The 23,540-nt window shown below is 62.9% G+C and carries 19 protein-coding genes; 11 read left to right on the plus strand and 8 right to left on the minus strand.

Annotation, left to right across the window (positions count from 1 at the left end):
• Nucleotides 1–148: 148 nt before the first annotated feature.
• Entirely contained in the window at nt 149–1,090 is a 942-nt protein-coding gene (locus ASD52_RS17460) for a LysR substrate-binding domain-containing protein (RefSeq protein WP_057212610.1), read from the minus strand.
• Nucleotides 1,091–1,192: 102 nt separating this feature from the next.
• On the opposite strand from ASD52_RS17460, the gene ASD52_RS17465 reads away from it, so the two are divergent.
• On the plus strand, nt 1,193–1,441 hold the full coding sequence (locus ASD52_RS17465) for a hypothetical protein (RefSeq protein WP_025428012.1): 249 nt from the start codon (nt 1,193–1,195) through the stop codon (nt 1,439–1,441).
• A 52-nt stretch (nt 1,442–1,493) separates the two neighbouring features.
• On the opposite strand, the gene xdhB is transcribed toward ASD52_RS17465, so the two are convergent.
• The 3 genes from xdhB to ASD52_RS17480 form a co-directional block, all read right to left on the minus strand.
• Nucleotides 1,494–3,833, minus strand: coding sequence for a xanthine dehydrogenase molybdopterin binding subunit (gene xdhB / locus ASD52_RS17470; RefSeq protein ID WP_057224986.1), 2,340 nt, complete (start codon nt 3,831–3,833; stop codon nt 1,494–1,496).
• Between the two features lie 2 nt (nt 3,834–3,835).
• On the minus strand, nt 3,836–5,326 hold the full coding sequence (gene xdhA, locus ASD52_RS17475) for a xanthine dehydrogenase small subunit (protein ID WP_057225001.1): 1,491 nt from the start codon (nt 5,324–5,326) through the stop codon (nt 3,836–3,838).
• A 118-nt stretch (nt 5,327–5,444) separates the two neighbouring features.
• Nucleotides 5,445–6,221, minus strand: a complete 777-nt coding sequence (locus ASD52_RS17480; RefSeq protein ID WP_057224988.1) for a 3-hydroxybutyrate dehydrogenase — start codon at nt 6,219–6,221, stop codon at nt 5,445–5,447.
• Nucleotides 6,222–6,485: 264 nt separating this feature from the next.
• Between ASD52_RS17480 and glpK the strand changes: the two genes are divergently transcribed.
• From glpK to sbmA, 5 genes are all read left to right on the plus strand, one after another.
• On the plus strand, nt 6,486–7,973 hold the full coding sequence (gene glpK / locus ASD52_RS17485) for a glycerol kinase GlpK (RefSeq protein ID WP_025428008.1): 1,488 nt from the start codon (nt 6,486–6,488) through the stop codon (nt 7,971–7,973).
• Nucleotides 7,974–8,204: 231 nt separating this feature from the next.
• Nucleotides 8,205–9,263: an LLM class flavin-dependent oxidoreductase gene (locus ASD52_RS17490; RefSeq protein WP_025428007.1), complete on the plus strand. Its 1,059-nt coding sequence runs from the start codon at nt 8,205–8,207 to the stop codon at nt 9,261–9,263.
• Nucleotides 9,264–9,350: 87 nt separating this feature from the next.
• Nucleotides 9,351–10,103, plus strand: a complete 753-nt coding sequence (gene map / locus ASD52_RS17495) for a type I methionyl aminopeptidase (RefSeq protein WP_025428006.1) — start codon at nt 9,351–9,353, stop codon at nt 10,101–10,103.
• Nucleotides 10,104–10,185: 82 nt separating this feature from the next.
• A complete protein-coding gene (locus ASD52_RS17500) occupies nt 10,186–11,385 on the plus strand; it encodes an MFS transporter (RefSeq protein ID WP_164474910.1) in 1,200 nt (399 codons plus the stop codon).
• 152 nt (nt 11,386–11,537) lie between these two features.
• A complete protein-coding gene (gene sbmA, locus ASD52_RS17505) occupies nt 11,538–12,797 on the plus strand; it encodes a peptide antibiotic transporter SbmA (protein ID WP_025428004.1) in 1,260 nt (419 codons plus the stop codon).
• A gap of 21 nt (nt 12,798–12,818) precedes the next feature.
• On the opposite strand, the gene ASD52_RS17510 is transcribed toward sbmA, so the two are convergent.
• Entirely contained in the window at nt 12,819–13,838 is a 1,020-nt protein-coding gene (locus ASD52_RS17510) for a polysaccharide deacetylase (protein ID WP_025428003.1), read from the minus strand.
• Nucleotides 13,839–13,970: 132 nt separating this feature from the next.
• On the opposite strand from ASD52_RS17510, the gene ASD52_RS17515 reads away from it, so the two are divergent.
• From ASD52_RS17515 to der, 3 genes are all read left to right on the plus strand, one after another.
• The gene (locus ASD52_RS17515) at nt 13,971–14,558 is read left to right on the plus strand and encodes an NnrU family protein (RefSeq protein WP_025428002.1); all 588 of its coding nucleotides are present in this window, start codon (nt 13,971–13,973) and stop codon (nt 14,556–14,558) included.
• Nucleotides 14,559–14,651: 93 nt separating this feature from the next.
• On the plus strand, nt 14,652–15,320 hold the full coding sequence (locus ASD52_RS17520) for a tetratricopeptide repeat protein (RefSeq protein WP_025428001.1): 669 nt from the start codon (nt 14,652–14,654) through the stop codon (nt 15,318–15,320).
• 117 nt (nt 15,321–15,437) lie between these two features.
• On the plus strand, nt 15,438–16,868 hold the full coding sequence (gene der, locus ASD52_RS17525; RefSeq protein ID WP_025428000.1) for a ribosome biogenesis GTPase Der: 1,431 nt from the start codon (nt 15,438–15,440) through the stop codon (nt 16,866–16,868).
• 109 nt (nt 16,869–16,977) lie between these two features.
• Here der and ASD52_RS17530 read toward each other — a convergent pair whose 3' ends face one another.
• Complete coding sequence (locus ASD52_RS17530; RefSeq protein ID WP_025427999.1) at nt 16,978–17,892, minus strand: sugar kinase; 915 nt, start codon at nt 17,890–17,892, stop codon at nt 16,978–16,980.
• A 179-nt stretch (nt 17,893–18,071) separates the two neighbouring features.
• On the opposite strand from ASD52_RS17530, the gene ASD52_RS17535 reads away from it, so the two are divergent.
• Together ASD52_RS17535 and aac(6') are read left to right on the plus strand one after the other, a co-directional pair.
• Nucleotides 18,072–19,709 (plus strand): alpha-glucosidase family protein, encoded by a 1,638-nt coding sequence (locus ASD52_RS17535; protein WP_057224990.1) that lies wholly within the window; start codon nt 18,072–18,074, stop codon nt 19,707–19,709.
• Nucleotides 19,709–20,170 (plus strand): aminoglycoside 6'-N-acetyltransferase, encoded by a 462-nt coding sequence (aac(6'), locus tag ASD52_RS17540; RefSeq protein ID WP_025427997.1) that lies wholly within the window; start codon nt 19,709–19,711, stop codon nt 20,168–20,170. The genes ASD52_RS17535 and aac(6') overlap by 1 nt, the downstream gene beginning before the upstream one ends.
• A 12-nt stretch (nt 20,171–20,182) precedes the next feature.
• Here the strand turns inward: aac(6') and ade are convergent, their stop codons facing one another.
• Nucleotides 20,183–21,880 (minus strand): adenine deaminase, encoded by a 1,698-nt coding sequence (gene ade / locus ASD52_RS17545; RefSeq protein WP_025427996.1) that lies wholly within the window; start codon nt 21,878–21,880, stop codon nt 20,183–20,185.
• 89 nt (nt 21,881–21,969) lie between these two features.
• A complete protein-coding gene (locus tag ASD52_RS17550) occupies nt 21,970–23,298 on the minus strand; it encodes an aspartate aminotransferase family protein (RefSeq protein ID WP_025427995.1) in 1,329 nt (442 codons plus the stop codon).
• Nucleotides 23,299–23,540: the final 242 nt, after the last annotated feature.

Raw genomic sequence — 23,540 nt, forward strand, 5'->3', positions numbered from 1 at the left:
TTTATTCTCTCCGTCAGCGCACCTTGCGCAAAAACCGGGAGTTGGGGAAGGGGGCGAATGCGCCTCCAAGCGTAAATTGCCGCGATCGGGACGATTTCGGGGTGAATTCACCCGGAATGATAAACCTGATGGATTCTAATGGGTTACCCTAGCTCGCGGAAGCCGCCTTGCGCTCTTCTACCCAATCGGCCCCGAACTGAACCGACGGGCAGAGTTCGCTGAGGATCCAGTCGCGGAAGATGCGGATCTTCGGGGTGTTGCGGCGCGCATGCGGGTAGGCCAGCCAGTAGTCGCAGCCGTCGCTGCAGCGCAGGTCGAAAGGCTGGTAGAGCCGGCCAAGCGCTACGTCGTCACCGTAGAATTCCGGTGTCAGGATCGCCACGCCCTGGCCGGCAACGGCGGCGCGCGCCTCGAAGGATTGCGCGCCGAGCCGGCTTGTCGGGCGGCCCTCGAGATCCGGATCGTCGACGCCGGCGGCCGAAAACCAGATCCGCCACCAGGGGTCGCCGGCATCGATGATCCTGAGCTTCAGGAGATCACGCGGCTCGCGGATGCCGCCAACGGTTTCGGCGAGTGCCGGGCTCAGCATCGGGCTGAACTCGACGCGCATCAGCGGATGTGTGTCGAGGCCCGGCCAGACGCCGGCGCCGGAGCGGATGGCGAGATCCGTGGGTTCCTTGGCAAAATCGACGAGGTTGTCGTTGGTGTCCAGGCGCACGGCGATGGTGGGGTGGGCGAGCTGAAACGAGCCGATGTTGCGGGCGAGCCATTGCGAGGCGAAGGTCGGGGTCGAGCTGATCAACAGTGTGCTGTCGATATCGCCGCGCGCTGAGGAGACGGCCTCCTGCAGCATCTCGAAGGCTTCGGTGACCCGTGGCGCCAGCCGCTGGCCGACATCGGTCAACGCGATCTGGCGTGGGCGGCGCAGGAACAAGGGCTCGCCGACGCTCTCCTCGATCAGCTTGACCTGGTAGCTGACGGCGGTCTGGGTCATGCCCAGCTCCTCGCCGGCCTTGGTAAAACTGCCGAGCCGGGCGACGGCTTCGAAGACCCTCAACGCATTCAGCGGAAACTGCTTGGACATCTTCATGGATAAGTTCTCTTGATGCATGCAGACGGATGTTCGATTGGAACTCAATCCTCTTCCACGGCATCCTGCAAGTCAACTTCCCAAGACGAACAGGTGCTCAAAATGACTTGCGACGTTATCGAACATACTGAAAGAAAACCGCTTCTTTCGCTGGATGCGGTCGTGCGGCTCACGTCCACCCTGTTTGGCCGTGCCGTTGTCGCCAAGCCGGTGCTCGACGTCAATGCGCTGTCCGACCATATCAAAAGAGACATGGGTTTCATGGATGGCCGTGGCCCCTATGGGGACGATGTCGAGGCGCAGGCCGACGCGCACCGCCTCGTCAACATCGACGAGCTGCCCCGGATCTGACCGGAGCTCTCACACGCCGCGCGTCGAACGGGATGCGCGGCGATGTCATCAATCAAGACGATTGTCGAAGGCGTTCGACGGCCATCAGCACGCGCTCCGGCGTCGCCGGCGCATCAAGGCGCGGGCATTCGCGATAATCGGCAACGCTCGCCACCGCCATCGACAGCGCCTCGAGCACGGAGATCGGCAGCATGAAGGGCGGTTCGCCCACGGCCTTTGACCGCCCGATGGTCTTTTCCGCATTTTCCGACCACTCGGCCAGTTTGACGTTGAAGATCTTCGGCCGGTCCGAGGCGAGCGGGATCTTGTAGGTCGAGGGTGCGTGCGTGCGCAGTCGGCCCTTGTCGTCCCACCACAGCTCCTCCGTTGTCAGCCATCCCATGCCCTGGACGAAACCGCCTTCGATCTGGCCAAGGTCGATCGCCGGATTGAGCGAGCGGCCGACATCGTGCAGCACGTCGACGCGATCGACCATGTATTCGCCGGTCAGCGTATCAACAGATACTTCCGACACCGAGGCGCCATAGGCGAAGTAGTAGAAGGGCGTTCCCCGTCCGGTCGCGCGGTCCCAATGGATTTTCGGCGTCTTGTAGAAGCCGGCGGCCGAAAGCTGCACGCGCGCCGTATAGGCAAGCTTGATGAATTCCGGGAAGGGTACCAGTTCTTCGCCGATCTTCACGTGATCGGGAACGAAAGTGACGTTTTCCGCCGTCGTCTGCCAGCGCTCGGCTGCAAAGGCGACGAGCCGTTCCTTGATCTGGCGCGCCGCATCGAAGGCGGCCATGCCATTGAGGTCGGAGCCGGACGATGCAGCGGTCGCCGAGGTGTTGGGGACCTTGCCGGTCGTGGTCGCGGTGACGCGCACGCGGTCGAGATCGACCTGGAAGCTGTCGGCGATGACCTGCGCGACCTTCACATAAAGGCCCTGGCCCATTTCCGTGCCGCCGTGGTTCAGGTGGATCGAGCCATCCTGATAGATGTGCACGAGGGCGCCGGCCTGGTTAAATGCGGTCATGGTGAAGGAGATGCCGAACTTCACCGGCGTCAGCGCGATGCCCTTGCGAATGACACGGCTCGCACGGTTGAACTCGATAATGGCCATGCGGCGCGCCTGGTAATCGGCGTCGACTTCAAGCTCGGCGACGATCCGGGCGATGATGTTGTCTTCGACCTGCTGGTGGTAAGGGGTGATATCCCGGCCGGAACCCTTCTCGCCGTAGAAATTGAGCTTGCGGATCTCGAGCGGATCCTTGCCGAGAGCGTAGGCGATCTCTTCGATCATGCGCTCGCCGCCGACCATGCCTTGCGGGCCACCGAAGCCGCGATAGGCGGTGTTGGAGACGGTGTTCGTCTTCAGCGGCTGCGACGTCAGTTTTACATGCGGGTAGAAGTAGGAGCTGTCTGCGTGGAACAGCGCGCGGTCGGTCACCGGTCCGGAGAGATCGGAGGAGTAGCCGCAGCGCGCAGCGTAATTGGCGTGAACGGCGTGGATGCGGCCTTCCTCGTCGAAGCCGACATCGTAGTCGACGAGGAAGTCGTGACGCTTGCCGGTGGCGGTCATGTCCTCGTCGCGGTCGGGGCGAAACTTGACCGCACGGCCGAGCTTTTTCGCCGCCACGGCTGCAAGGGCTGCGAACTGGTTGCCCTGCGTTTCCTTGCCGCCGAAGCCGCCGCCCATGCGGCGCACATTGACCGTGACCGCATTGGAGGGAACGCCGAGCACGTGCGAGACCATGTGCTGGATTTCGCTTGGGTGCTGGGTCGACGACCAGACGGTGACCTCGTCGTCCTCGCCGGGAATGGCAAGGGCGATATGGCCTTCGAGGTAGAAGTGCTCCTGGCCGCCGATGCGCATCCGGCCCTTCAGCCGGCGCGGCGCCTTTTCCAGTTCAGCGTCGGCATCGCCCCGCTGCAAGGTCAGGGGCTGGGTGACGAGCTCGCCGCCATGGGCTACCGTATCGGTGATATCGGTGAAATGCGCCAGGTCGCGATAGCTGATCTTCGCCAGCCGGGCAGCACGACGGGCGATGTCGCGCGTCTCGGCGATGACGGCAAAGGCCGGCTGGCCGTGGAACTGCACGATGCCGTCGGCAAGCACCGGCTCGTCATGCAGGTGGCTGGGGCTGATATCGTTGGAATGCGGCATGTCGCTCGCCGTCAGCACGCAGACGACGCCGGCCGCCGCGGCGACGGCCGAGAGGTCCATGGCGGTGATTTCGGCGTGGGCGCGGTCGGTCATCCCCAGCGCACCGTGCAGCGTGCCCGCCGGTTCCGGCATGTCGTCGATGTAATCGGCGGTGCCGGTCACGTGCTTGTGGGCGCTGTCATGGCGCTGGTGCGAATGCATCTGCCCCTTGATCGCCTTGCGTTCTTCGAAGGTCGACTTGTCCATGATTACCTCTCTCCCGCCGCGTAGCGCACGAGCTCCGCCGGCTGGCCGCCACTTTCCAGGAAAAAGCGCATCAGCAGGTTCTTCGCCGCCAGCATGCGATAGGTGCTGGTGGCGCGCCAATCGCTCAAGGGCTGATAGTCGGCCTCGAAGGCTGCCTGAGCGGCGCGCACCATTTCCTCGGTCCAGGGCTTGCCGATGAGCGCGGCCTCGACGGTTGCAGCGCGTTTCGGCGTGCCGGCCATGCCGCCAAAGGCGATGCGGGCGGTCTCTACCCGGTTGCCGTCAAGCGAAATGCGGAAGGCGCCGAGTAATGCGGAAATGTCCTCGTCGCGGCGCTTGGAGAGCTTGTAGGCCGCAAACAGCTCACCCGCCGGCAGCGCGGGCACGAAGACGCTCTCGACGAATTCGCCGGCTTTGCGGTCCTGCTTGCCGTAGGCGATGAAGAAATCTTCAAGCGGCAGCGTGCGCGTCCCTTCCGTCGAGCGCAGCGTGACAGTTGCCCCCAGCACGATCAGGGGCGGTGGACTGTCGCCGATCGGCGAACCGTTGGCGATGTTCCCGCCGATCGTGCCCATGTTGCGCACCTGTTCGCCGCCGATACGGTCGATCAACCGGCCGAAGGCTGGATAGGCTTTGCTGAGCGCTGCAAAGGCGGCTGAATAGCTGACGCCGGCACCAATGGTCAGGCCGCCGTCGCTTTCCTCGATGCGCTGCAGTTCGGCGATGCCGTTGATGAAGACGACGGGATCGATCGGACGCATCTGCTTGGTGACCCAGAGGCCGACATCGGTGGCGCCGGCAACCACCGTCGCGCCTTTGTGCTCGGCAAGAGCGGTCGCGAGGCCGGTGGCATCCGCCGGCACGATCAGACAGCTTTCACCGTGGCGGACGGTGATCGTTTTCTCGGGTTGAAGCGCCTTGAGGCGGGCGATGGTGGCCTCGCGCGCAGCCGTGATCGGATCGAAGATAGCAGAAGGCCGCGCGCTTGCGGCGGCCTCGGCCGCCTTGACGATCGGCTCGTAGCCGGTGCAGCGACAAAGGTTGCCTTGCAGCGCCTTTTCGATGTCGGCCCGGCTGGGATTGTCGTTCGAAAGCCAGAGGCCATAAAGCGACATGACGAAGCCGGGCGTGCAGAAGCCGCATTGTGAGCCATGGAAATCGACCATCGCCTGCTGCACGGGATGAAGCGTTCCATCCCTGGCGGCGAGATGCTCAACGGTGACCACATGGGTCGCATGCAACGATCCGACGAAGCGGATGCAGGCATTGACGCTTTCATAGACCAGCGTTTCGCCGGCGAGCCGGCCGACGAGCACGGTGCAGGCACCGCAATCGCCCTCCGCGCAGCCTTCCTTGGTTCCTGTCAGCCGGCGCTCAAGCCTGAGATAGTCGAGCAGGGTCGTGGTCGGCGCGACGTCGGAAAGCGCCACCTCGCTATCATTGAGGATGAAGCGAATGCTGTCGTCGTCCTTGCGTTCCCTAACCTTAGGCATGCCATTCATTCCTGCTGATGCATGGCCGCAAAAACCGGAAGCGTTCCCGGCGACGGACCATGCGCATTTTCATAGAGTTAGGGCGTCGTCCGCCTCGTCTCAATGGACGGGCGGCTCTCTATTGCGCCGTCCAGCCGCCGTCCATGGAAACATGCGTGCCGGTGATCTGCGCCGCATCATCGCTTGCGAGATAGACGGCGAGCGACGCTACCTGCTCGACGGTGATGAATTTCTTGGTCGGCTGGCCCTTGAGCATTACGTCGTTGATGACCTGCTCTTCGGTGATGCCGCGGGTGCGGGCCTGATCCGGGATCTGCTTTTCGACCAGCGGGGTCAGCACATAACCCGGGCAGATCGAATTGGCGGTGATGCCATTTTCCGCAACTTCGAGCGCGACGGTCTTTGTCAGCCCCATGATGCCGTGCTTGGCGGCGACATAGGCCGATTTGAACGGCGAGGCGACGAGCCCGTGGGCAGAGGCGATGTTGACGATGCGGCCCCCGCCCTTTGCCTTCATGCCGGGCAGGGCGGCGCGAATGGTATGGAAAGAGGAGGAGAGGTTGATGGCGATGATCCGGTCCCATTGCTCGACCGGGAAATCCTCGACCTTCTCGACATATTGAACGCCGGCATTGTTGACCAGAATGTCGACGCTGCCGAAGCGTTTTGCCGCCGTTGCCATCAGGTCGGCGATCTCGTCCGGCTTCGTCATGTCGGCCGGGTGATAGATGACCGTTCCCGTGGTGAGCGCCCCGACTTCGTCCGTCGCAGCCTTGATTTCGTCCGGCGTGCCGAAGCCGTTCAAGACGATGTTGGCGCCGCCCTTGGCAAAAGCCTTGGCAATGGCAAGGCCGATGCCGCTCGTCGAACCGGTGATGACCGCAGTTCTCGTCATTCCTGATCTCTCCCTTTGCAGCGCCGCTGATCTTGCCCGTTTTTTGCGGCGCAACAGCGTCAACCTACGCGTAAAACCGCTGAGGTGACAATTGTGTTTTTCAGGCCGCCGACGCAGAGTTGCGGCGGGAGGCCTTGTCACGATTTCTTGCGTTTTGTTTTCGTTTGACATTCGTTTTGCCATCGTATTGAAGTTTTTCGAAATGGACGCCACGCCCAAGAGGAAGGGCGTCGAGACACGTGATGTGAGGCCGGGGAGGGGCATATGGGCGGATATATTCTCGCGATCGATCAGGGCACGACATCGAGCCGGGCGATCGTCTTCGACGGCAAGCAGCAGGTAGCAGGCCTCGACCAGAAGGAATTCAGGCAGCACTTTCCGAAATCCGGCTGGGTCGAGCACGATCCGGAGGAAATCTGGGATAGCGTCGTCGTCACCGTCAACGAGGCGATCAGGAAGGCGGGGATCTCCCCAAGCGATATCGCCGGCATCGGCATCACCAACCAGCGCGAAACGGTGGTGGTCTGGGATCGCGAAACCGGCAAGCCGATCCACAACGCCATCGTCTGGCAGGACCGCCGCACATCAGCCTATTGCGACAAGCTGAAGAAACAGGGTCTCGAAAAGACCTTCACCAAGAAGACCGGTTTGCTGCTCGATCCCTATTTCTCCGGCACCAAACTCAACTGGCTGCTGTCGAATGTGAAGGGCGCCCAGGCCAGAGCTGCCAAGGGCGAGCTTTGCTTCGGCACGATCGATACTTTCCTGATCTGGCGGCTGACAGGCGGAAAGTCCTTCGTCACCGATGCGACCAACGCCTCGCGCACGCTGCTCTACAACATCGCCGACAATGCCTGGGACGACGAGTTGCTCGACATCCTGCGCGTTCCCCGCGCCATGTTGCCGGAGGTGAAGGACTGCGCCGCCGATTTCGGCGTCACCGACAAGGAGCGCTTCGGCACGGCGATCCCGATCCTCGGTGTTGCCGGCGACCAGCAGGCCGCCACCATCGGCCAGGCCTGCTTCAAGCCGGGCATGCTGAAATCGACCTACGGCACGGGCTGCTTCGCATTGCTCAACACCGGCAAGGACATGGTGCGCTCGAAGAACCGGCTGCTCACCACCATTGCCTACCGGCTGGATGGCGAAACCACCTATGCGCTCGAAGGCTCGATCTTCGTTGCCGGCGCGGCGGTGCAGTGGCTGCGCGACGGCCTGAAGGTCATCAAGGCGGCTCCGGACACCGGCACGCTTGCCGAAGGCGCCGACCCGTCGCAGGAGGTTTACCTCGTCCCGGCCTTCACCGGTCTCGGTGCGCCGCATTGGGATCCCGACGCTCGCGGCGCGATCTTCGGCATGACCCGCAACACCGGGCCCGCCGAGTTTGCGCGTGCCGCGCTCGAAGCGGTCTGCTACCAGACGCGCGATCTGCTCGAAGCCATGCACAAGGACTGGCGCAGCAACGGCAAGGAAACCGTGTTGCGCGTCGACGGCGGCATGGTCGTCTCGGACTGGACGATGCAGCGGCTTTCCGACCTCCTCGATGCGCCGGTCGACCGGCCGACCATCCTCGAGACGACGGCGCTCGGCGTTGCCTGGCTCGCCGGCAGCCGCGCCGGCGTCTGGCCGAAGCAGGAGGAGTTCGCCAAGTCCTGGGCGCGCGATCGCCGTTTCGAGCCGGCGATGGACGAAGCGACGCGCAAGACGAAGCTCAAGGGCTGGCGCAATGCGGTCAAGCGCACGCTGACCTAGAGCATTTCCAGGAAAAGTGCGAAGCGGTTTTCCGTCAGGAAATGCGTAAAAACAAGGAGATAGAGCGTTTCTGCGACTCCGCTTAAACCGGAAACGCTCTCGCCCCGGACCCTTGGCTTGATCCAAGCGCCGTTTGGCATCATCCGGGAAACACAGTGTTTCCCGGACGCGCATTTGCTGCTTTCGCCGGGGCCAACTATCTGTCGGTAGAACAACGATAGGATGGGCATCATGGAACTCGGGCTTTACACATTTGCGGATGTCGATCCGAACGCTGCCGACAAGGGCCGGGAAGGCCAGCGTCGGCTTGCCAATTTGCTGGAAGAGATCGAACTGGCAGATCAGGTCGGCCTCGATGTCTTTGGCCTTGGCGAACATCACCGCCCTGATTATGCAGCCTCGGCACCAGCCGTCATCCTTGCGGCAGCCGCCGCGAGGACGAAGACCATAAGGCTGACGAGTGCCGTGACGGTGCTGAGCTCGGACGACCCGGTGCGCGTGTTCCAGCAGTTTTCCACGCTCGACCTTCTCTCCAACGGCCGGGCCGAAATCATGGCCGGGCGCGGCTCGTTCATCGAGTCCTTCCCGCTCTTCGGTCAGTCGCTCGACGATTACGACCAGCTCTTTGCCGAAAAGCTCGACCTGTTGATGGCGCTGCGCGAAGCGGAAAAGGTCTCCTGGGCGGGCGAGATGCGCCCTGCGATCAGCGATCGCGGCGTCTATCCGCGTCCGCTGCAGGAGGTGCTGCCGCTGTGGATCGCCGTCGGCGGCACGCCGCAGTCGGTTGCCCGTGCCGGTGCCCTCGGGCTGCCGGTGGCACTTGCGATCATCGGCGGAGAGCCGCGCCGGTTCGCTCCGCTGTTCGATCTTTATCGCGAGGCCGCCCGTCGTGCCGGCCAGGATCCGGCAAAGCTGAAGACCAGCATCAATGTCCATGGCTTCATCGCCGATACGACCGATCTTGCCGCTGACCAGTTTTATCGCCCGCAGGCCGAGGTGATGAACCGCATCGGCCGGGAGCGCGGCTGGGGGCCGACGAACCGGGCGCATTTCGACCAGGCGCGCAGCCCTGCCGGCAATCTCTTCCTCGGCGACCCCGAAACCGTGGCGGAGAAGATCGTCGAGAACTGGAAGCTCTTCCGCAACGACCGCTTCCTGCTGCAGATGGCGATCGGCCCGATGCCGCATGCCCAGATCATGCGCGGCATCGAACTCTACGGCACCAAGGTCGCGCCGCTGGTGCGCAAGGCGCTTGCCGAGCAGGGGGCCGGACAGACCGTTTCGGCCTGAGCCGCCACAGGCCGTTCATGTCTCGCTTGTCGGCGCTGGAAAATCCGGCACCGACCGGTTACATGTGGGCACGAAAGCGAGACACGGATGACCCTCAACAACGAAGAAGATCTGCTGCGGCTGAAGGAAATCGGCCGCATCTGCGCCAATGCGCTGCAGGCTATGGGCGAAGCGCTCGAGCCGGGCATCACCACGGCGGAACTGGATGCCATCGGCCGCAAGGTGCTGGAAGAGGCAGGTGCGCGCTCTGCGCCGGAACTCTGCTACCAGTTTCCGGGCGCCACCTGCATCAGCGTCAACGAGGAAATCGCCCACGGCATCCCCGGCAGCCGCATCATCCGCGCCGGCGATCTCGTCAATATCGACGTTTCGGCTGAGAAAGACGGCATCTTCGCCGACACCGGCGCTTCCTTTCCGGTGCCGCCGGTCTCGGCAGCCATCGACCGCCTCTGCCGTGACGGCAAGCGGGCGATGTGGGTCGGCCTCAAGCAAGTGCGTCCGGACCAGTCGCTTGCAGCGATCGGCAATGCGATCGGCGATTTCGCCCGCAAGAACCGCTATTCGCTGGTCACCAACCTTGCCAGCCACGGCATCGGCCGCTCGCTGCACGAGGAGCCGAAGGAGATCGCGACCTGGCCGGATCCGAGCGAGCGGCGGCGCATGACCGACGGTATGGTCTTTACCGTCGAGCCGTTCCTCTCGATGGGCGCGGACTGGGCCGAGAGCGGCGACAAGGACGACTGGACGCTCTACAGCGAACCGCGGGCACCGACCGTGCAATATGAGCACACGGTCGTCGTCACGCGCGGCGGTCCGTTGGTGGTGACGCTGCCCGGCTGACGGGCCATCGTTCGATTCCTTCAATAGGACATTCAATTATAGTGATTTGTGGTGTTCGTTTTGCAGTGCAATAAAACTGCTTATGACCACGATCGACAGACCACATCACGCAAGCCTCGCCTCCACCGCTACCGCCGGCGCCATTGCCATGGCGGTCGCCATGGGCTTCGGCCGCTTCTCCTACACGCCGATCCTGCCGGCGATGATGACGGACCTCGGCCTATCGCCGGCGGATGCCGGCCTCATCGCCTCGGCCAATTTCGTCGGCTATCTCGCCGGCGCCGTGCTTGGCGCTTACGGCTGGGCGCATGGGCAGGAGCGAAGGATCGGGCTTGCTTCGCTCGCGGCAACCACACTGCTGCTGGCGGCGATGGGCCTGACGTCCTCGGTCTTGGTGCTCAGTCTCATCCGCTTTCTCGCCGGCCTTGCCAGCGCGTTTTCGATGATCTTCATCTCCGGCATCGTCCTTGGTCACGGGCTGTTGGCGCGGTCTGAACATGTGCCGGCCATGCATTTCGGCGGCGTCGGGCTCGGCATCGCCTTCTCCTCGCTCTGCGTCTGGTTGGCACCTCTCGCTGGCGCCGCCGGGCTTTCAGCGTCGCAAGCCGACTGGTTCACCGGCGCTCTTGTCGCGCTTGTCGGCACGGTCGTCGTCGCTCTGATGCTGCCGGCCGGTCCCGTCTCCGGCAACGGCGCCGCACGTGAAAAGCCGCTGACCTGGACCCGCCCCCTGACGGTGGTGACGCTGACCTATGGGTTGTTCGGCTTCGGTTACGTGATCACGGCCACGTTCCTGGTGGCCATGGCCCGCGACGCGAGCGGCGGCCACAGCATCGAGTTCCTTGCCTGGCTGTTGACGGGCCTAAGTGCAGCGCTGTCGGTCTATCTCTGGCGCTTCGCCGTGCCGCGCTTCGGGCTTGCCGGTGTTTACGCGATCGGTCTTCTGGCCGAGGCTGTCGGCCTTGTGCTCACCGTCAGCCTGCCGCTGCCCTATGCGCCGCTTGCCGGTGGCCTGATGCTGGGCGCCACCTTCATGATGATCACCGCCTACGGCCTGCAGATCGGCCGGCATCTGGCGCCGGAAAGTCCGCGCAAGGCACTGGCGCTGATGACGGCGGCCTTCGGTATCGGCCAGATCATCGGTCCGGTGGTTGCCGGCTGGTTGGCCCAGCGCACCGGCAGCTTTGCAGCGCCGACCTTGATCGCGGCCGCGGTGCTGTTCGTCTGCGGCGGGGTGATCGTTGCCGAACTCAGGCGGATCGCAGCGGCGCTGCCGCGCTGAGCGGCGGCGGGAAGGTTGCGCCGCTTGCCGTAACACATGATGAAATAACGGTAACGTTCATATTACCTGATTGTTGAAAAAGGTGCTTTGCCCTAGTTTCGGCGCTTCGAGAGGCGAGTTGTTCTCCTCCCCCGAAACGAGAGTGCCGTACTTTGTTCCTATCTTTCTTCCCGAAGCCGAAGCTCTTTTTCATTTCCTTTGTCGTCTGGTCGCTTGTCGCCATCGCCTTTTGGTATGGTGAAGGCGAGCAGTTGGGTGCAGTCTTCGGAATGCCGCCCTTGCCCTCGGATGCGCCGCCGATCACCGGGATTTCTGCCTTCTGGTCGCCCGCCTTCCTCTGGTTCTATCTCTACTTCGGGCTGGTCGTCGGGCTGTTCGCAGCATTCTGGTATGTCTATTCGCCACATCCCTGGCAGAACTGGTCGATCCTCGGCTCAGCCCTCATTCTTTTCGTCACCTATTTCCAGGTGCAGGTGAGCGTCGCGATCAACAATTGGTACGGGCCGTTCTGGGATCTGATTCAGGCGATCGTCTCGAAGACGAAGGTGGTGACCGCGGCAGAGTTCTACGGAGAAATCGCCGTCTTCCTCGGTATCGCCTTGGTCGCTGTCGCTGTCGCGGTCATGACCCGCTTCTTCGTCAGCCACTATATCTTCCGCTGGCGCACGGCGATGAACGAGTACTACATGGCCCACTGGGGCAAGCTGCGTCGTATCGAAGGTGCTTCGCAGCGTGTCCAGGAAGACACAATGCGCTTCTCCACGACGGTGGAGGGCCTCGGCGTCAGCCTGATCGACAGCGTGATGACGCTGATTGCGTTTACGCCGGTATTGATCCGGCTTTCGGCCAATGTCACCGAACTGCCGATCGTCGGTGACATTCCCTATCCGCTGGTTACGGCCGCTGTGCTTTGGTCGCTGTTCGGCACGGTGTTCCTGGCGCTCGTCGGCATTAAGCTGCCGGGCCTCGAGTTCCGCAACCAGCGTGTGGAAGCGGCCTACCGCAAGGAACTGGTCTATGGTGAGGACCACGCCGATCGCGCTCAGCCGCCGACGGTCGCCGATCTCTTCGAAAACGTTCGCCGGAACTATTTCCGGCTCTATTTCCACTATCTCTACTTCAACATCGCCCGCATTTTCTATTTGCAGATCAACGGCATCTTCTCGTTGCTGATCCTGGCGCCGTCGATCATCGCCGGCAAGATCACACTCGGCGCGTTGAACCAGATCTCGGGTGCCTTCGGGCAGGTGACGTCGTCGTTTCAGTACCTGGTTTCATCCTGGCCGACGATTGTCGAACTGCTTTCGATCTACAAGCGTCTGCGCGCCTTCGAAGCGGCAATCGACGATGAGCCCCTGCCGGAAATCGAGCAGAAGTTCATCGCGGTTGGTGGCGAGGAAGAACTGGCCTAAGCTGGGCCAGGAGAGGACCAATCAGAAGGCGGAGCGATCCGCCTTCTTTTTTGCCTGCTCGATCATCGGCAGCGCCTGGGCGTAGCTGACGCAGGCGACATCAGGCTTGCTGCAGACCTCGGTCAGCAGCCGGTCGAGCGCGCGCCAGTAGGCGCCGCCATTCATCTCGACGAAATGGAAGCCGAGCTGCAGCGGGATGCGGTTGCCGGCATATTCCTTGTCGAAGGCTTGTCTGTAGGCCTCGTAGGTGCGCGCTTCGAAGGTGGCGCTGTCCTTCTTGTTTTCGATACCCATGGAATGGCGCACGAACAGATTGTAGTCCATGCCGATCACCGGCCGCTTGGACGGCCCTTCCGGGATCAGCGGCAGGCCGAAGCGCGGCAGACCGTCCTTCTCCATCGGCCAGCCCGGCCCCTTGGTCACCAGGCTCGCGTCATAGGTAAAGACCGATGCCTTCAGGGCTGGCAGCAGGCCGTCGCTCAGCGACAGGTAGGGCGCACGGAAACCCTTGATGCCGGTGCGGGCAAATTCCGCCCAGCCTTGCGGCTCGGCATCCGGCCTGTCGGCCTTCTTCCAGGCATCGCGCAGGGCGATGTCGAATGTCGAGAATTCGCTTTGCCAATCGGCCTTCGTCCAGCCCTTGCCGTCGAAATGGCCGCAGGCGTGGCTGGCAATGTCGTGACCGTCGAGATGGGCCTGCCAGATGTGACCGGCGCGGGCCGCGATTTCCTCTCGGCTCTGGGCAAAGCCGACATTGGAACGACCCGGTTTCAGCCCCGGCGGTCTGTAGCTCTGCTTGCCGTCGGCGCGCGTCATCAGGAACGTGCAGGAGAGGAAATAGGTGAAATGCGCATTGGTGCGCTTGGCCATCGCCAGGCTTTTCTCCCACAGCGCGTTGTCATGCGCCCCATCGAAAGACACGATGACGAGCTGCTTGTCCTTGGCAGGAACGGTCGGTGCGGCCATATCGGGCGTGGGTTCGGCAGCCGCGACGAGGGCAGGGCAAAGGGCGAGGGAAAGGGCAATAAATGTTCGGATCATGATATCTGCGACGATTTGCGTATGCCGTCCCTTTATCCAGGAATGCGGCAATCCTTTGATCTGTCTGGAAATTTCTGTGCACTCCGGCTATGTCGATAGCCGACAGAACAATAATGAAGGACGGGTGACGACATGGCGCTACTGATATTGGGTATCGTGATCTTCTTGGGCATCCATCTCGTTCGCAGCTTTGCACCCGGCCTGCGCGCATCGGTGATATCGAGCAGCGGCACCGGCGCCTGGCATGCGATCCACGGTATCTGTGCGCTTGTTGGCCTCGGTCTGATTGCCTATGGCTTCGATCAGGCGCGCGCCACCACCGGCATGCTCTATACGCCCCCGGTCTTTCTTGCACACATCGCGCTGACCCTGATGCTGATCGCCAGCATCTGTCTTGTGGCCGCCTATCTGCCCCCGGGCAAGATCCGCGCGGCCACAAAACATCCGGCGATCCTCGCAATCAAGATCTGGGCACTTGCCCACCTGCTTGCCAATGGCGAGGCGTCGTCGGTGCTGCTCTTCGGCACCTTCCTCGTCTGGGCGGTGATCCTGCGCATTTCGATGAAAAAGCGCTGGCGCGCCGGCGAAATCACCTATCCGGCGTTCGTTTCCTATCGCTACGACCTCATCGCCATCGTGCTTGGTGCGGCCCTTTATGGCGTGATTGTGTGGAAGTTGCACGAACTGGTGATCGGTGTTTCGCCTATGGTTGTCGGCTAAATAACGCGCGCCCCCTTACAACAGCCGCAAAATCGGGTAGAAGGCGCAAAATCCTAATAGCGTGCAGGGAAGGCCGAGAGGCCGGGGCAATCGATGGCGAACCAAGACGACAGCTTTATCCGCGAGGTGAATGAAGAACTGCGTTCGGACCAGATGAAGAACATCTGGGCCCGTTTCGGCAGCGTCATCGTGGCGATTGCCGTGCTCATCGTTCTCGGAACCATCGGCAAGGTCGGCTACGACTACTGGCGTGACAACGCGTCGTCGAAGTCCGGCGACGAGTTCCTCCAGGCGCTGAACCTCGCCAAGGAAAACAAGGCCGACGAGGCGCTGGCCGCCCTCAACAACTTGCAGAAGGACGGCTATGGCGCCTATCCGGTGCTGGCTCGCCTTCGTGCGGCGACGCTGCAGGCCGAGAAGGGCGAGACCGATGCCGCCATCAAGGCGTTCTCGGAGATCGGCAAAGACACCGGCCTGCCTGAGGCGCTTCGCGACGCCGCCCGCCTGCGCGCCGCCTATCTGCTGGTCGATACCGGCACCTATGACCAGGTTTCGGCCGAAGTCGAACAACTGGCCGTGCCGCAGAACAATATGCGCCACTCGGCCCGTGAGGCGCTTGGCCTTGCTGCCTACAAGGCCGGCGATACCGCCAAGGCGAAGAGCTGGTTCCAACAGATCGTCGATGATCCCCAGAGCCCGCGCAATGTTGCAGGCCGGGCGCAGATGCTGCTCGACGTGATTGCCGCGAGCGGCAAAGCCTAAGCGCATATCCCTGAAGGCCGGCACCGGCCTTTGGAAAGGATATGTTGATTTTCAAAGTGTTGGAGCGCTGTATGTCTTGACGACGTGCAGCGCTTCAGGACGGAAACGGATACGTTCATGAGTTTCACCGTCGCCATCATCGGGCGCCCCAATGTCGGCAAGTCCACCTTGTTCAATCGTCTGGTTGGCAAGAAGCTGGCGCTCGTCGACGATACGCCGGGTGTCACCCGTGACCGCCGTCCGGGCGATGCCAAGCTCATCGACTTGCGCTTCCGCATCATCGATACCGCCGGCCTGGAACAGTCCGCACCCGACAGCCTTCAGGGCCGCATGTGGGCGCAGACCGAAGCCGCGATCGACGAGGCCGACCTGTCGCTGTTCGTGGTCGACGCCAAAGGGGGCCTGACGCCGGCCGACAACACACTTGCCGAGATGCTGCGTCGGCGCGGCAAGCCGGTCGTGCTCGTCGCCAACAAGTCCGAGGCCCGCGGTTCCGACGGCGGCTTCTATGACGCCTTCACGCTCGGTCTTGGCGATCCTTGCCCGATCTCGGCCGAACATGGCCAGGGCATGCTCGATCTGCGCGACGCGATCGTCGCTGCGATCGGCGAAGACCGTGCCTATCCTCAGGAAGACGACGTTGCCGAGACCGATATCGACCTGCGCCCGACCACCGGCGAAGCGGCGGAAGAGGACGACGAGGCCGAGCCTGCCTATGACGAGACCAAGCCGCTGCGCGTGGCGATCGTCGGCCGGCCGAATGCCGGCAAGTCGACACTGATCAACCGCTTCCTCGGTGAAGACCGGCTTTTGACCGGGCCGGAAGCCGGCATCACCCGTGATTCGATTTCGGTCGAATGGGACTGGCGCGGCCGCACCATCAAGATGTTCGACACCGCGGGCATGCGTCGCAAGGCCAGGGTGCAGGAGAAGCTGGAGAAGCTTTCGGTCGCCGATGCGCTGCGCGCCATCCGCTTTGCCGAAACGGTGGTCATCGTCTTCGACGCGACCATTCCGTTCGAAAAGCAGGACCTGCAGATCGTCGATCTCATCATTCGCGAAGGCCGGGCCGCCGTGCTTGCCTTCAACAAATGGGATCTGGTCGAGGACTGGCAGGCCGTGCTTGCCGATCTTCGCGAAAAGACCGAGCGGCTGTTGCCGCAGGCGCGCGGCATTCGCGCCATACCGATCTCCGGCCATACCGGCTACGGCCTCGACCGCCTGATGCAGGCGATCATCGACACCGACAAGACCTGGAACCGCCGTATCTCGACGGCGCGTCTCAACCGCTGGCTCGATTCCCAGCAGGTGCAGCATCCGCCACCGGCTGTCTCCGGCCGCCGCCTGAAGCTGAAATACATGACGCAGGTGAAGGCCCGCCCGCCGGGCTTCATGATCTCGTGCACGCGGCCCGACGCGCTGCCGGAATCCTATACCCGCTACTTGATCAATGGCTTGCGCAACGATTTCGACCTGCCGGGCGTGCCGATCCGCATCCACTATCGCGCGTCGGAAAATCCCTTCGAGAATAAGCGCAAGAAGCGCTGAGCCATCGGCGGCAGCGTCTGTGTCTTTGCAGCCCCTCGCGTCGATTTTGACGCGCAAGGGATGCTATCATGCCCAAAATCCGCAAGCGGCGGTCGGCTGCGGCGATGCCTCAGTCGACGAGCTTGTTCTTGTCGACCAGCGCGCCGTGATGGCCGATGACGCCGGCAGCGATGCGGGCGGCAAAGGCTGCAGATTCACTCGGCGTGTCGCCCGTGACGAGACGCGAGAGGAAGGCACCGTTGAAGCTGTCGCCGGCGCTGGTGGTGTCGACCACGCGCTCGACCGGCGTTGCCGGGACGTGGCTTGCTTCTGATCCCTCGAACGCCAGCGTCACACCCTTTTCCCCGTCCTTGACGACCACGTCGGCGACACCCAGCGCCTTGTAGCGCTCGATCGTCGCCTTGATCGAGCCGTCACCGAAATGCGTGACCTCGTCGTCGAAGCTCGGCATCACCAGGCTGGCGGCACGGGCGCCATCCGTCAGTGTCTGGCGCATGCGCTCGGCGTCGTCCCAAAGGCGAGGACGGATATTGGGGTCGAAGACGACGCGTTTACCCGCGGCCTTGGCGCGGCGCAGTTCGGCAAGCAGCGTTTCCACCGCCTCGGGCGCCAGGATCGCAAGGGTAATGCCGGAAAACAGGATGAGATCGGCGCCCTCGATGGCGCGGCGCAGATGCTCTGGGTCATCGGCGAGAAGTCTCGCTGCTGAAGCCGAGCGCCAATAGGAGAAGCTACGCTCGCCGTCCTTCAGATGGATCATGTAGAGGCCCGGCGTGCGACCCTTGATTTTGCGGACGGCCGCCGTGTCGATGCCCTTCTCGGCCATGAAGGCGAGCATTTCGTCGGAAACCGTGTCGGTGCCGACGGCAGAGCAATAGGCGACGGACCAGTCGATCGGCAGGAACAGGTGTGCATAATAGGCGGCGTTGAAGGTGTCGCCGGCATAGCTTTTGCGCAACAGGCCGCCCTCGGCCTGCATCAGTTCGACCATGCACTCCCCGATCGAAAGCATCGTTCCCGCCAACGTCTTCTCTCCCTTTGGTTTTTGCCGTGCTGACGGGATAAGGTTCAAGACCGGTCTCGGCAAGAGTTGTTTTTAGGGCGCTTGAGATTTGAGCGATGACTTGGCTGCCCTCCGGCGTTTACTCCCGCGCCGGGCGCGGTTACATCTTGGCGCACAGATCGGTTTCACGGGGGCAGGGCATGGCGTCTCAGCAGGTTTCGGGTGACGATTGGTGGCGCGGCGCTGTGATCTATCAGGTCTATCCGCGCTCGTTTCAGGATACCGATGATGATGGCATCGGCGACTTGAAGGGCGTCACGCGGCGGCTCGGCCACATCGCCTCGCTCGGCGTCGACGCCATCTGGCTGTCGCCCTTCTTCACCTCGCCGCAAGCCGACATGGGCTACGACGTCTCGGATTATTGCGACGTCGACCCGATGTTCGGCACGCTTGCCGATTTCGACGCGATGCTGGCGGAGGCGCACCGCCTCGGCCTCAGGGTGATCATCGATCAGGTGATTTCGCATTCATCCGACCGCCATCCCTGGTTCGTCGAAAGCCGGACCAGCCGCGAGAATCCGAAGGCAGACTGGTATGTCTGGGCCGATCCGAAGCCTGATGGCACCGCGCCCAACAACTGGCTTTCGATCTTCGGCGGACCGGCCTGGGAGTGGGACGGGGCGCGCAAGCAATATTACATGCACAACTTCCTTGCCTCGCAGCCGGACCTCAATTTCCACAATTCTGATGTTCAGGATGCAGTGCTGGATGCAGCGCGCTTCTGGCTCGACCGTGGCGTCGACGGTTTCCGGCTCGATACCGTGAACTTCTATTTCCACGACCGCCATCTCAGGGACAATCCGCCGCTGGTGCCGGATCCGGATGCGACGAGCAATGATGCGCCCGACGTCAATCCCTACGGCATGCAGGATCACCTCTACGACAAGAGCCAACCGGAAAACGTCGCCTTTCTCCAGCGGTTCCGGGCCTTGCTCGATGGTTATGGCGGCCGAACGACGGTCGGCGAAGTGGGGGACGGCGCGCGATCGTTGAAGACCGTGGCCGCCTATACCAGCGGCGGCGACAAGCTGCACATGTGTTATACCTTCGATCTGCTCGGCCCGGATTTCACTGCAGGTCATATCCGCCGCTGCGTCGACAATTTCCAGAAGGCTGTCACCGACGGCTGGGTGTGCTGGGCTTTTTCCAACCACGACGTCATGCGCCATGTCAGCCGCTTTGCGCGAAGCGATGCGGAACGGGAAGTGGTCGCAAAGCTGGCAATCACGCTTCTGGCGACCTTGCGTGGCTCGATCTGCCTCTACCAGGGCGAAGAGTTGGGTTTGACGGAAGCGGATCTTGCCTTCGAGGATTTACGCGATCCCTATGGCATCCGCTTCTGGCCGTCGTTCAAGGGGAGGGATGGCTGCCGCACGCCGATGGTGTGGGAGGCGGCCGCCAGGCATGCCGGGTTCTCCGTCGGAAAACCGTGGCTGCCGGTGCCGACAGAGCAGGCCCGCCTGGCGGTCGATACGCAGGAGGCTGGCGCTGGCACGGTGCTCAACCATTATCGCGCCATGCTGGCTTTTCGCCGGTCGCATGCGGCCCTGCACGATGGTGACATGTCGTTCATCGAGAGCAACCGCGACCTGCTGGCATTCATCCGCGAGAAGGATGGCGAGCGGCTGCTCTTCGTCTTCAACCTGACGCGCGTGCCGCAGGAATTTCTCGTTTCCGACGCGGCGATGGAAGGCGTGCCGTTGCCGGGTCAATCGGTGCGGGTCGCCGGCGGCGTGCTGAAACTCGATGCTCTGAGTGCCTATTGCGGGAAGCTCTGATGCGTGTGTTGCTAATGGACGGGGAGATGGTCGGCCGCTGGCTGGAGATGCGGCTTGCGCTCTGGTCCGACACGCCGGCCGCCGTGCACCGCGACGAGATCGATAGCAGTCTGGCTGCAGCCGAGCGACAGGCCGCGTTTCTTTGCGAGGACGATGCCGGTGTCGCGGTAGGCTTCGCCGAAGTGTCGCTACGCACCGACTACGTCAACGGCTGCGAGACATCGCCTGTTGCCTTCCTCGAAGGCATCTATGTGCTTCCGGGCTATCGCCGCCATGTCGTTGCGCGGGCGCTGATTACCGCGGCGGAACGCTGGGCGATCAGTCGCGGCTGCCGCGAGCTTGCATCCGACACCGATATCGACAATCTGGAAAGCCATGGCCTGCATATGGCGCTCGGCTTCGAGGAAACCGAACGCGTCGTCTATTTCCGCAAAGAGCTGTCGGTCGCCGCGGATAACTGAGCGAGCCGCGCTTCAGCCGATCAGCATGAACTTGTCGACGTCGACGAGGCCGCGGTCTGATATCTTCAGGTGCGGGATTACCGGTAGCGGCAGGAAGGCAAGTTGCAGGAATGGCTCTTCCAGCGTGGCGCCCAGCGCAAATGCCGCCTGGCGCAGATGGTGCAGGGTGTCGCGCACGGATTCGTGCGGTTCCAGGCTCATCAGGCCCGCGACCGGAAGCGCGATCTCGCCGGTGAGCTTGCCATCCTCGACGACGACGAAGCCGCCCTTGATCTCGCCAAGGCGATTGGCGGCGGTCGCCATGTCCTCGACGTTGACGCCGACGACGCAGATGTTGTGGCTGTCATGGCCGACCGTCGAGGCGATCGCGCCCTTCTTCAGGCCAAACCCCTGTACGAAGCCGTTGGCGTGGTTGCCGTTGACGCCGTGGCGCTCGATCACCGCCACCTTGATGATGTCGCGACCGAGGTCGACGCCGGTCTCGTTGCCATCCGCGGGCAGCCGGTAGCGGCGGTGCTCGGTGATGATCTTGCCCGGCAGGACGCCGATGACGGATGTCTCGCTGTCGGAGTAGGGCACGCCGAAGTCGCTGGCATTGACATGGCCGGCCTTGACGCTGTCGAGGCCGACGGGGGCGACCGGCTTGCGGGTGGCAAACAGTGCGTCGGTGACGCGGCGGCCGCCGGAAAAGACCATCTGCGCCCGGCAGCTTTCGAGACTGTCGACGACGACGAGGTCGGCGCGCCAGCCGGGGGCCACAAGGCCGCGGTCGCGAAGGCCGAAGGCGCGCGCGGCCGAGATCGAGGCGGCGCGATAGATCGCCAGCGGCTCGACGCCGGCGGCGATCGCGGTGCGGATCATGTGGTCGAGGTGGCCCTGCTCGGCGATATCGAGCGGATTGCGATCGTCGGTGCAGAGCGCCAGATAGGGCGAAAGCCGCTCGGTAATGATTGGCATCAGCGCGTGCAGGTCCTTGGAGACGGAACCTTCGCGCACCAGGATATGCATGCCCTTGCGGATCTTCTCCATCGCCTCGTCCGCGGTGGTGCACTCATGTTCCGTGCGGATGCCGGCCGAGAGATAGCCGTTGAGGTCCTTGCCGCGCAGCAGCGGCGCGTGCCCGTCGATGTGCCCACCCTGGAACGCCTCGAGCTTGGCGAGGCATACCGGATCCTTGTGGATGACGCCGGGGAAATTCATGAACTCGGCAAGGCCGATCACCTTCGGATGATCCCGGAAGGGCAGCAATCTTTCGATCGGCAGGTCGGCGCCCGCGGTCTCCAGATGCGTCGCCGGCACGCAGGACGACAGTTGCACGCGGATATCCATGATGGTTTCGAGAGCGGAATCGAGAAAGAACTGGATGCCCTCGGTGCCGAGCACGTTGGCGATCTCGTGTGGGTCGCAGATAACTGTGGTGATGCCGAGCGGCAGCACGCAGCGATCGAACTCATGCGGGGTGACGAGCGAGGATTCGATGTGCAGATGCGTATCGATGAAGCCGGGAACGACGATGCGGCCGGAGATATCGATCTCCTCGCGTCCCTCATAATCGCCATAGGTGCCAACGATGCGGCCGGCCGATATGGCGATATCGGAGGCGATCAGTTCACCCGTCACCAGATCGAAGAAGCGCCCGCCCTTGAGCACGATGTCGGCCGGCTCGCGGCCGACGCCCTGGTCGATCATTCGTTCCAAAGCCCTAGACATCTCTGCACCCCTCACTTCAGACCCGTAGATAAGATTAACCCTCTCCCCGTTGCCGGGGAAAGGGCCCTATTCGCAGATGGACGACGCAATCAGATATTGTTGACGAGAACGTCGCGAAGCTTGTCGAACAGCTCGTCGATCTCTGCCTTGGAGATGATCAGCGGCGGCGACAGCGCGATGATGTCGCCGGTGGTGCGGATCAAAAGGCCCTTTTCGTAGGCCTTCAGGAAGGCATTGAAGGCGCGCTTGGTCGGTTCGCCGGCGATCGGCTGCAGTTCGATCGCGCCGATCAGGCCGACATTGCGGATGTCGATGACATTAGGGCAATCCTTGAGGGAATGTAGGCCGTCTTCCCAATAGGAGGCAAGCTCGGCGGCGCGTGTCAACAGGCCCTCTTCCTTGTAGGTGTCGAGGGTGCCAAGCGCTGCAGCCGAGGCGATCGGGTTGCCGGAATAAGTGTAGCCGTGGAAAAACTCGATCAGGTGTTCCGGGCCGTTCATGAAGGCGTCATGGATTTCCGAGGTCACGAACACCGCGCCCATCGGGATCACGCCGTTGGTCAGCCCCTTCGCGGTGGTGATGATATCCGGCGTCACGTCGAAATACTGCGCGGCGAACGGCGTGCCGAGGCGGCCGAAGCCGGTGATGACCTCATCAAAGATCAGCAGGATGCCGTGCTTGGTGCAGATATCGCGCAGCTTCTTGAGATAGCCCTTCGGCGGGATCAGCACGCCGGTCGAACCTGCAACCGGCTCGACGATGACGGCAGCGATCGTCGAGGCATCGTGCAGGGTGACGATGCGCTCAAGCTCGGTCGCCAGATCTCCGCCATGCTCGGGCTCGCCACGGGTAAAGGCGTTCTGGGCCGGCAGGTGCGTGTGCGGCATGTGGTCGACGCCGGTCAGGAGCGTGCCGAACATCTTGCGGTTGGAGACGATGCCGCCGACCGAGATGCCGCCGAAATTGACGCCGTGATAGCCGCGCTCGCGGCCGATCAGGCGGAAGCGCGAGCCGTCGCCCTTGGCACGGTGATAGGCGAGCGCCACTTTCAGCGCGGTCTCGACCGATTCAGAGCCGGAATTGGTGTAGAGAACGTGGTTCATGCCCTCAGGCGCGATATCGACCAGGCGGTTCGCCAGTTCGAAGGCTTTTGGATGTCCGAGCTGGAAGGCCGGCGCATAGTCGAGTTCGCCTGCCTGTTCGCGGATCGCCTCGGTGATCTTCGGGCGACAATGGCCGGCATTGACGCACCAGAGACCCGCCGTGCCGTCGAGGACCGTGCGACCGTCATGCGTCGTATAGTGCATGTCCTTCGCGCCGACGAAGAGGCGCGGTTCCTTCTTGAACTGCCGGTTGGCAGTGAACGGCATCCAGAAGGCGCGCAGGTCGTTCGGCGTGGTGTTGAGGCGGTTCGACATTCCAGTTCTCCTCGGCATGGTCCCGTGTCGGGCGATCGCGCCCGCTTGGATTCTTTTACCCTTTGGTCAAACTATCAGGGCGCCGGTTCGGGTCAAGTCTGGAGCGCCGGCGCGTTATCGCTCAGGGCGCGCCCCGGAATTCGAGTGCGGTATATTCCGCTGGTGGCAAATGCCCGCCTATCCGAGGCGTCCCAAGAGTGGGAATTTCCGTTATCGGCTCAGACGTTTTCTCAAGTTTAACC

Origin of the sequence: Ensifer sp. Root142 (assembly GCF_001426785.1) — a bacterium.
Taxonomy (GTDB): Bacteria; Pseudomonadota; Alphaproteobacteria; order Rhizobiales; family Rhizobiaceae; genus Ensifer; species Ensifer canadensis.